General features: G+C 72.5%; 9 protein-coding genes. 1 reads left to right on the top strand and 8 read right to left on the bottom strand.

What is annotated here, in order from left to right; translation table 11 throughout:
- Positions 1–9: 9 nt before the first annotated feature.
- From asnB to AB0P07_RS24470, 7 genes are all read right to left on the bottom strand, one after another.
- Complete coding sequence (asnB, locus tag AB0P07_RS24500) at positions 10–1,944, bottom strand: asparagine synthase (glutamine-hydrolyzing) (RefSeq protein WP_365553966.1); 1,935 nt, start codon at positions 1,942–1,944, stop codon at positions 10–12.
- A gap of 3 nt (positions 1,945–1,947) precedes the next feature.
- A complete protein-coding gene (locus tag AB0P07_RS24495) occupies positions 1,948–3,507 on the bottom strand; it encodes a Wzz/FepE/Etk N-terminal domain-containing protein (protein ID WP_365553963.1) in 1,560 nt (519 codons plus the stop codon).
- Positions 3,504–4,871, bottom strand: coding sequence for a Wzz/FepE/Etk N-terminal domain-containing protein (locus tag AB0P07_RS24490; protein WP_365553960.1), 1,368 nt, complete (start codon positions 4,869–4,871; stop codon positions 3,504–3,506). Before AB0P07_RS24490 ends, AB0P07_RS24495 begins: the two co-directional genes overlap by 4 nt.
- Positions 4,868–6,151, bottom strand: a complete 1,284-nt coding sequence (locus AB0P07_RS24485) for a glycosyltransferase family 4 protein (RefSeq protein WP_365553957.1) — start codon at positions 6,149–6,151, stop codon at positions 4,868–4,870. Before AB0P07_RS24485 ends, AB0P07_RS24490 begins: the two co-directional genes overlap by 4 nt.
- Positions 6,141–7,466 (bottom strand): nucleotide sugar dehydrogenase, encoded by a 1,326-nt coding sequence (locus AB0P07_RS24480; protein ID WP_365553954.1) that lies wholly within the window; start codon positions 7,464–7,466, stop codon positions 6,141–6,143. The genes AB0P07_RS24485 and AB0P07_RS24480 overlap by 11 nt, the downstream gene beginning before the upstream one ends.
- A 70-nt stretch (positions 7,467–7,536) precedes the next feature.
- On the bottom strand, positions 7,537–9,000 hold the full coding sequence (locus AB0P07_RS24475) for a sugar transferase (protein WP_365553951.1): 1,464 nt from the start codon (positions 8,998–9,000) through the stop codon (positions 7,537–7,539).
- A gap of 464 nt (positions 9,001–9,464) precedes the next feature.
- Positions 9,465–10,313 (bottom strand): helix-turn-helix transcriptional regulator, encoded by an 849-nt coding sequence (locus AB0P07_RS24470; RefSeq protein ID WP_365553948.1) that lies wholly within the window; start codon positions 10,311–10,313, stop codon positions 9,465–9,467.
- A gap of 144 nt (positions 10,314–10,457) precedes the next feature.
- Between AB0P07_RS24470 and AB0P07_RS24465 the strand changes: the two genes are divergently transcribed.
- Positions 10,458–11,237, top strand: coding sequence for an NAD(P)H-dependent oxidoreductase (locus AB0P07_RS24465; RefSeq protein ID WP_365553945.1), 780 nt, complete (start codon positions 10,458–10,460; stop codon positions 11,235–11,237).
- 33 nt (positions 11,238–11,270) lie between these two features.
- On the opposite strand, the gene AB0P07_RS24460 is transcribed toward AB0P07_RS24465, so the two are convergent.
- On the bottom strand, positions 11,271–11,666 hold the full coding sequence (locus tag AB0P07_RS24460; protein ID WP_365553942.1) for an ankyrin repeat domain-containing protein: 396 nt from the start codon (positions 11,664–11,666) through the stop codon (positions 11,271–11,273).
- Between the last annotated feature and the right edge of the window lie 101 nt (positions 11,667–11,767).

Here is an 11,767-nt window from a genome sequence, read left to right as displayed (position 1 = left end):
GGGAGACCCCTACGCGGCCGACGAAGTGTTCCGGCCCTCCCCGGAGATCGCGCCGCGATACCAGTACTCGAGGGTCAGTACGTGCCACAGGTGCTTGGAGAAGTCCCGCTGCCCGGCGGCGTCCTCGGCGACGAGCCGCCGCAGCGCGTCCCGGCGCAGGAACCCGGAACGGACCAGCTCCCCGTCGTTGACCACCTCGCGCACCAGCGGCGCGAGGTCCCGGCTCATCCAGGCCCGCAGCGGGGCGCTGAACAGGCCCTTGGGCCGGTACACGATCTCCCTGGGCAGAATCGAGGTGGCCGCCTCCTTGAGGGCGGCCTTGCCCTGCCGGCCCACGATCTTGCGGTCACCGGGCACGGCGAACGCCGCCTTCACCACCTCGACGTCCACGAACGGCACCCGCACCTCGGTCGACGCGGCCATGCTGGAGCGGTCCGTGTAGGCGAGGTTCAGACCCGGCAGGAACATCCGGGCGTCGCCCAGGCACATGCGGTTCACGAAGTCGTCGAGGTCGTTGTCCGCGTAGACGTCCGCGTGCTCGGTCAGCACCTCGTCGACCGTCCCCGCCAGATCCGGGTCGATCAGGCCCAGCAGCTCCTCCCGGTCGTACATGGTGTAGCTGCGCCGGAACGCGGTCTCCTCCGGCAGATCGGCGAAGGAGAGGAACCGCTTGGCGAAGCGCACCGACCGCAGTCCCCGGCGGCTCGTCGCGACCGGCAGCCGGTCCACCGCCGCGGACACCCCGCGCCGCAGCGGCCGAGGGACGCGCTGGTAGCGCAGCGCCAGCAGGTTGGCCAGGTGCTTGCGGTAACCGGCGAACAGCTCGTCGGCGCCCATCCCCGAGAGCATCACCTTGACCCCGGCCTCCCGGGCGGCCGAACAGATCAGGAAGGTGTTGATCGCGGCAGGGTCGCCGATCGGCTCGTCCAGGTGGTACGTCATCCGTGGCAGCAGTTCCAGCACGTCCGGGGCGATCTCGATCTCGTGCAGCTCGACGCCGAACCGCGCGGCCACCTGCCGGGCGTAGCGCAGATCGTCCGGCATCGCCTCGAACCGGGCGTCCTCGGCGCGGAACCCGATGGTGTAGGCGGAGATCCCGGGCCGGTGACGGGCCGCCAGCGCGGTCAGATAGCTGGAGTCGAGCCCGCCGGACAGGAAGGTCGCCACGGGCACGTCGGAGAGCAGGTGGTGGCGGGTCGACTCCTCGACGACGGCCGCCAGGTCCGGCAGCTCGCCGCCGCGGGCCCGCTCCCGGCCCTCGGCGGCGACGTCCTTCAGGTTCCAGTACCGGCCGCGCTCCACCCGGCCGTCGGGCCGGCACCGCAGCCAGCTGCCCGGCGGCAGCTTCTCCGCCTCACGGAACGCGCACCGCGAGTCCGGCACCCAGTAGTACAGCAGCGACGCCACCAGCGCCGCGTGGTCCACCTCCAGCTTCCCGCCGGTCACCGCGGCGAGCGCCTTGAGTTCGGAGGCGAACACCAGGCCCCCGCCGCGCCGGAGCAGGAACAGCGGCTTGATGCCGAGCTGGTCGCGGGCCAGCACCAGCTCACCCGTGCGCTCGTCGAAGACCGCGAACGCGAACATGCCGCGCAGCCGGGGCAGGCAGTCCGTGCCCCAGCGCCGCCAGGCCTCCAGCACCACCTCCGTGTCCGACGTACCGCGAAAGCCCACCCCCGCGGACTCCAGCTCGCCGCGGAGCGCGGGCGCGTTGTACAGCTCGCCGTTGTAGGTCAGGGCGAGGCCGTCCGACACCATCGGCTGGGCGCCGGTCCCGGACAGGTCGAGGATGGCCAGCCGACGGTGCCCGAGATGCACCTCGCCGTCCCCGGCGGGGTGGTTGTACCGGCCCGCTCCGTCGGGACCGCGGTGGGCGAGGACGTCGGTGAGCCGGTCGGTCACGGCCTTGCCGTCCGGCCAGTGGTACGTGCCTGCGATGCCACACATGTGCTACCGCGCCTCCTGGTCGCTGTCCGGGACCCGCGCGGCCGACATCGACGGTCGTTCCGTCCTCGGCCGCCCTTCCGCCACCGCGTGGACGGCGCGGGAGGTGCCCCTGCCCGCCCGCCCGGGCCGTTCGTCGATGCCGCGCGGCGTCGGACGCGGGACGTCCCACAGGGTGCCGTCGGTCCGGTCCCGCGGATCCGGGTCGATCAGCACCACGCCGATCACCGTGATGCGCTGGTCCGCGAGCTGCCGCGCCACGGTGTGCAGCCAGGCGGCACTGCCGTGCCCGGCCCGCACGACGAGCACCGTACGACCGCCGAGGTACCGCAGATCCGTCCACGCCGTCCCGGGCGCCACCGAGCCGACGCCGAGCCGACGCCCCCCGGTCGGTTCGGCCGCGGCACGTTCGCCGCTGAGCACGGTCGGCCCCGGGGACCCCCGCCGGCTGTCGGCGAGCTGTGTGCCGGGCAGGCCGTCGACGACGGCCACGGGCCCGTCGGCCTCCAGCGCCCCGGCGAGGTCCAGGGCGATCACCGCGGCGGCGCGCGCACAGCCGAGTTCCAGGAGCGACACCGGTTCGGGGGAGCCGCGCACGATGCGGCCCAGGGTGGTGGTGAGCCGTTCGCGGGCCACCCGGGTCCGCCGGCGCTGCCACCGCCCCGCCCTGCGGCGCGGCCCGCGGCGCAGCTCCGCGAGGACCGAGGCGCCCAGGTTCGCCGCGATCTCCCGGCGCAGCACGGGACGGTCCGCCACCACCGCGCCGACCGCGGCCAGCGCGAGCCCGAGGACGAGCCCGAGGACGAGCCCGATCGCGGCGTCGACGCCCACCGCCTTGGACAGCGAGTGCCGTACCGCGTGCGGGGCGTCCACGATCCGCGTACCGGCGACGACCTCCGGGGTGCCGGTGCGCGCCTCCGCAGCCCGCTGGTCGAACTCGGCGATCCGCGAGTCGAGTTCGGCCCGGCGGGCGTAGAGGGACTCGATGCTCGCCGACGCCTTCGGGTCGTCGTCCGGTGAGCGGTCCCCGATCGCCTCGTTGACCTCGGCGAGCTCCTTGCGCATGCGGTCGCGCTGGTCGAGCAGGGACTCGGCCTCGGCCTCGGCGGACTGCCGCATCCGCCGTACGTGGTCCGCGACGAAGGCGTCGGCCAGCGCCTTGGCCCGGGCCACCGCCTCGGCGTTGCTGTCACCCGTCACGTCGATCCGCATCAGGTTGTTGGTCAGGCCGGTGCCCCGGTAGTCCTCCATGAAGTCCTCCGGGCTCTCCCGGGAGCCGAGGGTGCGCAGGGCCTGCTCGGCGATCCTTGAGGTGGCCAGCAGTTCGACATCGGTGCGGATCAGGGTTCCCGTGTCGTTGGGCTGGTCCTCCTTGTGCGCGACCAGTACCTTGGTCACCGCCGCGGGCCGGGGCGGCAGCAGGACCGCCACGGCCGCACCGGCCAGCAGCCCCAGCAGGGCCAGGGCGCCCCACAGACGGCGCCGCCTGCGCACCGCCACCACCAGGGACTGCAGGTCGAGGAGCGGGGCGGAGGCCGACGAACCGGCGTCCGTACGCGTCGTCATGCGGAACCTCCCGTCGCATGGTCGTGCACCGCGGCCGCCGCGGTGGCGGGCTCCACGGGCCGGTTGGCCGGCCCCGGAGTCCGGGCCCGGACGGCGCCGGCGACGACGACGCCGACGACCTCGTGCCCGCCGTCCGCGCACGCCCCGGCGACACCGGCGAGCTCCTCGGCGGTCCGGACGCCCGCGCTCAGCACGACCAGGGCGCCGGACTCGGCATCGCGGTCCGGCACCAACGGCCGGGACACCGAGACCTCCACCACCCGCAGCAGCGGATCGCCCTCGGCCTCGGCGGCGAGCCGGCCGGCCGCCCGGCGGGCGACCTCGTCGTCGTCCGGGACCACGACCAGCACCCGCCGGGCCGCAGGCAGGCGCTCCCGCAGGCGGGCGCACACCCGCCGGTAGCGGATCCGCCGGCCGGCCTCGTCGCCGGAGGACCGCGGGGCCGGCAGGTCCCAGCGCGTGTCGACGCCCAGCAGCCGCCCCAGGCGGGCCCGTACACCGCGCGCCTTCGACTGGCTCGCACGCCGCTCGGCGGCTACGTCGACGGTCCCCAGCAGCGCCGCGCCCAGCGCCGCCGCGATCTCCGGTTCGGAGCGCGGCCGCCGGTTCACCCGCGCGGCGGCGAGATGGCCGACGATCGCGAGGACGAAGAACAGCAGCGCTCCGCCGCCGACGAGTTGCCACCTGGTCGGCGGCGCCTCGCCGGTCGGCCGGGGGGCGGGGCCCATGACGACCAGGCCGGCCCTGTTGGTCGCGGGGTCCGCCTCGTCGAGCTTGTGCATGGCATCCTGCAGCGCGGTGCGCAGCTTCTCGAGCTCGGTGCGGGCCTGCACGCTCTCCACCGTCTGCCCGGGGTCGGCCGCGTTGGCGAGGTCGGTGATGCGCTGGTTGGTCCGCGCCACCTGCTGCCGCAGTGCCTCGGGCCCCGTCGCACCGTCGGGATCGGTGGTGCCGGTGGCGATGCGCGCCGCGTACGCCACGAACTGCTGGGCCACCTCGTCGGAGAGCCGTTGCGCGCGCTCCGGGGTGTCGGCCTTCCCGGAGATCTTGATGATGTTGCCGTCGGTGATCTTCGCGCTCACCCTGTCCCGCAGTTCCTTGTCGCCGACGTCGCTCCAGCGGAGCGCGTCGCCCGCCTTGTCGACGACCGACGAACTGGTCGCGATCTCCACCTGGGTGAGCAGTTCGCGCTGCTCCCACTGCCCCGGCAGCAGGACCGAGGCCGACGCGGTGTAGCGCGGTGGGAACAGGACCGAGACGCCGTAGCCGACGAGGGCGCCCACCACGACGAGGACGGCGAGCAGCCGTCGACGCCTGCGGAGAATCCGCCCGACCGTGACCAGGCGTATCGTGTCGTCACTCAACGGCGCTGCCTTCTCCCCGCGTCGATCGCCGTACGGCAGGCGGCGGCGTACGCGGCGAGCAGTGACGCCTGCGAGTTCCGCCAGGACAGCTGTCCGTTGATCCGCTCCTCGCCGATCTTGCCCATCCGGGCCCGCCGTTCCGGGTCGTCCAGCAACTGCGCGACCAGTGCGGCGAACGCGCCCTCGTCGTTGGCGGGCGCGTACACGGCGGCCTCACCGGCGGAGACCCGCGCCTCCCGGAGGTCGAAGGAGACGATCGGCCGGCCCATCGCCATGTACTCCAGGACCTTGTTCATGGTCGACACGTCGTTGAGCGGATTGCGCGGGTCGGGGGAGAGGCACACGTCCGCGGTGGACAGGTAGCGCACCAGGTCGGCGTCCGGGATGCGCCCGGTGAACTGCACCTGGTCGCAGAGCCCCAGCGACCGGGACAGCTCGACCATCGCCTCGAAGGCGTCACCGGAGCCGACGAAGACGGCGTGCCAGTCGGTCCGTCCGAGCTCGTCGCGCAGCTTCGCGAGCGCCCGCAGCGCGTAGTCGACGCCGTCCTGGGGGCCCATGACGCCGAGATAGCACAGCAGATGGGGCTTGCCCCGCTTCAGGTCCGGCTCGGGCGGCACCGGCTGGAACCGGTCGGTGGCGGGCGCGCTGCGCACCACGAAGACGTCCTCCGGGCGCCGTCCGCCCCGGTGCACCGCGACGGCCTTGTAGCTCTCGTTCGTGGCGAGCACGATGTCCGCGGCCCGGTAGGTCGTCCGCTCCAGCGCGCACACGCCGCGGTAGAGCAGGTCCTTGCCGCGGCCGAACCGGGAGAGGTACAGCTCGGGGATCAGATCGTGCTGGTCGAAGACGAACCGCGCGCCGCGCCGCTTGAGCCACAGCGCCGGCAGGAACAGCAGATCGGGCGGGTTGCAGGCGTGGACCACGTGCACCGGTCCGACCCTGCGGGCCAGCCGGGCCGTGTGCCAGAGCGCCGCCCCGTACTCCCGCAGGTACCCGGCCGGTCCTCCGGTGGCCGCCCGCAGCGGGTAGCGGTGGATGCGCACCCCGTCGATCTCGATCTCCGCCTCCGTGTCCCGCTTGGTGCCCCGGGGACAGATGACGTCCACCGTCCAGCCCGCGTCGCGCAGGGTCGTGCACTCCTGCCACACCCGCCGGTCGAAGGGCACCGACAGGTTCTCCACCAGGATCAGCGCGCGCCGCCCCCGCCGGTCGCCGTCGCCGCCGGTGTGCGGGGTGTCGCCGGAGGTCGCGCCGCCGGACGTCGTGTCACCAAGCAAGGCCCATGTACCCCGGTTCGGTCCGGCGCGCGTCGGCGTCGGGAAGGTGGATGAGGTCGATCAGCAGCGGGTCTGCGCCGTGGGGGAGCGCGGACAGCACGTCCGGGTCCCTGGTGCCGACCAGGCACACCTCGGCGTGCGCGAGGACCTCGTCGACGGAGTCCGCGAGCAGTTGCGCGAGGTGCGGCAGCCGGGTCTCGACGTACTCGCGGTTGGCGCCGAGCAGCCGGGACAGGCTCACGTTGGCGTCGTGGATCCTCAGGTCGTAGCCCTTGCCGAAGAGCCGCTCCGCCAGCTCGACGAGCGGGCTCTCGCGCAGGTCGTCGGTGCCGGGTTTGAAGGACAGCCCGAACAGGCCCACCCGGCGTTTCCCGGTGCGCTCCACCAGCTCCACCGCACGCTCCAGGTGCGCCGAGTTGGAAGGCAGCACGTGGGAGAGGATGGGCACCGAGACGTCGGCCCGCTGCGCCGCGTGGACCAGGCTGCGCAGGTCCTTGGGCAGGCAGGAGCCGCCGAAGGCGAAGCCGGGCCGCAGGTAGGCGGGGCTGATGTTCAGCTTGCGGTCGGCCAGGAACACGTCCATCACCTGGTGCGAGTCCACCCCGAGCGCCCGGTACACCGCACCCAGCTCGTTCGCGAAACCGATCTTGAGGCCGTGGAAGGCGTTGTCCGCGTACTTGATCGCCTCGGCCGTCGAGACCGGCACCCGGAACACCTCGCCGGGCAGGCCCTCGTACAGCCCCAGCACCGCGTCGCCGCTCGCCGGGTCGAGTTCGCCGACGACGGTCTTGGGCGGGTCGAAGAAGTCCCGCACGCTGGTGCCCTCGCGCAGGAACTCCGGGTTGACCGCGACCCCGAAGTCGACCCCGGCGGTGCCGCCGACGTACTTCTCCAGGATCGGTATCAGCAGGTTGGCGCAGGTGCCCGGGAGCATGGTGCTGCGGAACACCACGGTGTGCCGCCCGCCGCTCCCGCCACGCTCCGCCAGCGCGGCGCCGATCTCTTCGGTGACCCGCTCCAAGTAGGTCGTGCACAGGCTGCCGTTGGGCTCCGACGGCGTGCCCACGCAGATCAGGGAGATGTCGCTGTCCGTGATCGCCTCGCGGACGTCACGGGTGGCGCGCAGCGCACCGCTGTCCACGACCTCGGCGATCAGTTCGCCGATCCGTTCCTCGACCACCGGGGCCTTGCCGTCGTTGACCAGGTCGACCTTCACCTGGTTCACGTCGACCCCGATGACCTCGTGCCCCTTGCCGGCCAGGCACGCGGCCGACACGCAGCCCACATAGCCCAGGCCGAAAACACTGACCCTCATGACCCGTTCCTCCCCCCGGGCAGGCCCCGACGGCCTGCCGTCCGCACGCCGGTCCGACGACCACCGCGCATCAATAGGCCCCCTGCCCGTGCAGCACCGCACGGAGCGTCTTCCACAAGATCACCGTGTCCAGGGCGAGCGACCAGTCCTCCACGTACCGCAGGTCCAGCCGGACCGCTTCCTCCCACGGCAGGTCGCTGCGCCCGCTGATCTGCCACAGGCCGGTGAGGCCGGGCTTGACCAGCAGCCGTCTTCGGATGTCCGGACCGTAGGCCGCGGACTCCTCGGGCAGCGGCGGTCGCGGACCGACGAGCGACATCGATCCGGTGAGCACGTTGAACAGCTGCGGCAACTCGTCGATCGAGTACCGGCGCAGCACCGTGCCCACCCGGGTCACCCGTGGATCCCGGCGCAGCTTGAACAGCAGGCCCGCGCCCTCGTTGCGGTCGGCCAGCGCGGCACGCGCCCGGTCGGCCCCGGCGACCATGGTGCGGAACTTGACGATGGTGAACTCGCGGCCGTCCTTGCCGACCCTGCGCTGGCGGTAGAGCACCCCGCCCCGGCTGTCCACCAGGATGAGCAGGGCGACGAACACCATCAGCGGCATGAACAGCGTCAGCAGGATCGCCGCGCCCATCCGGTCGACGACCGCCTTGACCGCCCGGCGGCCTCCGGTGAAGGTCGGCATGCTGACCCGCAGCAGCGGTATCCCGAGCACCGCGTCGACGTGCAGCCGGGGTCCGGCCACCTCCATCAGCACCGGTGCCACGACCATCTCGGCGTCGCTGCCCTCCAGGTTCCAGGCCAGCCGTTGCAGCCGGTGCGGTGACCAGTGCGGGTCCGGGGTGACGGCGACGACCCGGTAGCCGTCGCGGCGGACGTGGTCGGCGACGTCCGACAGCGGACCGACGACCGGCACGCCGTCCAGTTGGTCACCGTCCTCCGGTTCCGCGCCGTCGGTGCACACCGCGTCCACCCGCCAACCGAGGTGCGGGAAACGCCGGGTGCGGGTGATCAGGTCGCGCACGGTGGCAGGACTGCCGGCCGCGAGCACCGGTCTCAGGCAGCGTCCCTCCTTGCGCTGCCGGTGCAGCCACAGACGCAGCAGATACCGCGCGATCATGGTCACGATCGCGATCGCGGGGACGGCGACGAAGATCCACAATTTGATGTTGCGCGAGGTGAGGGCGATTCCGCCGAGCGCCAGTACGACGGTTGCCATGAACAGTGAGCGTCCGAGCCGGCGGAATTCCTCGGCTCCCTGACCGAGTACCGCCGGGGACCACGACCGGCTGACCGCCAGTGCCCCCAGCACCAGCAGTTCGGTGCCGAACGCGAGAATTCCCCACTTCTCGTGCCAGTTGGCCGCGTCCCGAACCCCGAAGAAATTTCCTATGCCCGCCACCACGACGGCCGTGGCCACGGTATCGCTGGTGATCACGGTACGGCGGTACCGCTGCTCCCAGTCGATCGCGGGCCGGTCGATGGCCCCCTCCGCCAGCTGCTCGCGTGTCGACGGAAACGCGCTGACCAATCCCCCTTGCCGCACAGAACCCCCCAGGTTCCCAGTGGTTCGACGTGTTCGCCTAGCACTGTTCCTCCCCCTCGGGAGGTCCCCGCCTCCCGCGCCGCGCTGTTCCTCCCCACGGGCGGCCCCCGCCTGCCCGCGCACGGCGTTCTGGACGTGTCACAGAAACGTGAACAGCTCGCAGTGGTAGCAGCAGACCCCCCTGCCCCCGACCTAAAGATCATTCTTGGTGGCCTCATGCCTGAACAGCTGAAGCACGGTCAATCTAGACCATCGCGGCCACCGTGTAGAGGGAATGTGTGCAATTCATGGTCAAGCTTTGGGAGTTGATCAATGAACTCGTGAAAGCCCATGGATGTCTTTGCGCCACACCCCTTTCAGTGCGGCGAGTTCGGCGCCCGCTTTCCGCTTCTCCTGCGCGCACGCACCGATGGATCAAGCCACGGCGGACGGCCCGAGCCGGCGCGGCATCACGCCATGTGGGGACCGAAGGCCCGGCTCCCGGTACCGGGCGCGACGTCACCGCCGAGCGTCTCCAGCAGACGCAACCCGTCCTCCGTGGGACTCCCGGGCGCCGCGGACAGCACCAGCAGCTCCATGCCCGACTCGTCCGGCAGCGCGAAGTTCTCCTGGTGCAGTTCCAGCAGCCCGACCAGCGGGTGCCGGTACGCCTTGCGCCCATGGGTGCGGGCGCGTACGTCCGCGCGGGCCCACAGGCGGCGGAAGCGGTCGCTGCCCATCGCCAACTCGCCGATGAGCGAGGCCAGGCGCGGGTCGTCGGGGTACTTGCCGGCCGCGAGACGCAGGTGTCCGACCACGTCCAGGGTGCAGGTCTCCCAGTCGGCGTACAGGCCGCGCTCGGTCTCCTCGAGGAAGATGTGCCGGGCGGTGTTCAGCCCCTGCGGCCGACGGCCGTAGAGAAGCCCGGCGAGACGGTTCCCGGCGGCCACGTCCAGGCGGTGATTCATGATCAAGGCGGGTGCGTCGGCGACCAGGTCCAGCACACGCAGCAGTTCGGGGCGCAGGCGTCCGCCGGGCGACTTCGCGCGGCGGCGCTGGCAGGCGAGCCGGCCCAGATGCCCGCGTTCGGTCTCGTCGAGGCCGAGTACCCGGGCGAGGGCGTCGAGGACCTGCTCGGAGGGCTGGGTGGCGCGCCCCTGCTCCAGGCGTACGTAGTAGTCGACGCTGACCCCGGACAGGTGAGCGACCTCCTCGCGGCGCAGCCCCTCGACACGGCGACGGCTGTCGACGGGGATACCGACGGAGGAGGGGTCGACCCGGGAGCGCCGGGTGCGCAGGAAGCCCGCGAGATCGTCCATGGCCCTCAGTATGGCTCCGGCACCGCGCGTGAGGGTGGCCCTGCCGATACCAGGAAGTCCCGTCCGACGGAAGCGGCGCCCCTGAACAACGCGGACGGGCCGGCCGAACATCGGTGGCGACCGACGCCGTCGAAGGGAACAGCCATGAAGACGCTCATCGTCCACGCCCACCCGGAGCCGCGCTCACTGAACGGTTCGCTGAAGGACCTCGCCGTGTCCACGCTCGAGGCCGGCGGACACGAGGTGCGGGTGAGCGACCTGTACGCGATGGACTGGAAGGCCGTGGTGGACGCGGCGGACTACGGCGAGCATGCCACGAGCCCGCTGCAGGTGGTGCAGAACTCCGGCCGGGCGTTCGAGGCCGGCGCGCTCACGCCCGACGTGGCGGCCGAGCAGGAGAAGCTGCTGTGGGCCGACACGGTGATCTTCCAGTTCCCGCTGTGGTGGTACACGATGCCGGCGATCCTGAAGGGCTGGGTGGACCGCGTGTTCACCCACCGATTCGCGTACGGCGTCGGAGTGCACGACGAGACCCGGTACGGCGAGCGCTTCGGGGAGGGGATGCTGCGGGGACGGCGGGCGATCCTGTCGGTCACGGTCGGCGGCCCCGAGTCCCACTACACCGACCGGGGGATCAACGGCCCGATCGAGGACCTGCTGTTCCCGATCCACCACGGGATCCTGTACTACCCCGGCCTGGAGGTGCTGCCGCCGTTCGTGCTCCACGGCGCCGACCGGCTCACCGAGGGCGGCTTCGAGGACGCCGCCAAGGCGTGGAGGGAGCGGCTGCTGTCCCTGGAGACGACGGAGCCGATCGCCTTCCGTCCCCAGAACCTCGGTGACTACGACATCCCGTCACTGCGCCTGAAGCAGGGCCTGGAGGCGCCGGGCCGCCAGGGCTTCGGCCTGCACGTGCGGAGCTAGGAGGCGGGGGCGGTGCGGCTCCCGGTGGTGGGATCAGCTCGTCAGCAGGTGGGTCCGGCCGAACATGGACGCGGCGGCGCGCGCGGTCGGGGTGCCCGAGTCCAGGTCCGCGCCGGCCTCGCGCAGTACGGCCACCACGTCGTCGGCGCCCTTGAACAGGGCCCCGGCGACGGGGGACTGGTCCCTGTCGTTGCGCAGGTCGGGGTCGGCGCCGTGCCCGATCAGGGCCTGAACGGTGGTGGCGTGACCGTGGTACGCGGCGAGCATGAGCAGGGTGTTGCCGGCCGGGTCGCGCACGTCCACCGGCAGCCCGTGGGTCACGAACTCCACCAGTTGCCCGGTGTCGCCCTCCCGTGCCAGGTCCATGGCGATGGCGACGACGCGCTCCGTCTGCTCGGCGGTCAGCCCACCGCTGTTGTGCTTGTCCATGAAGTCTCCGTGGCGGTACGCCCCCGCCGGCGCGGGGGCCCCACCGGGGGGCCCGCCCCCGGGGGGGCGGGGGCGGCATCCTCGCCCCCCCCACCCCCCAC

The organism is Streptomyces sp. NPDC085944 (genome assembly GCF_040686295.1).
GTDB lineage: Bacteria > Actinomycetota > Actinomycetes > Streptomycetales > Streptomycetaceae > Streptomyces > Streptomyces salinarius.
The sequence above is the reverse complement of the archived record's forward strand: the minus strand, read 5'-3'. Positions and strand labels throughout refer to the sequence as shown.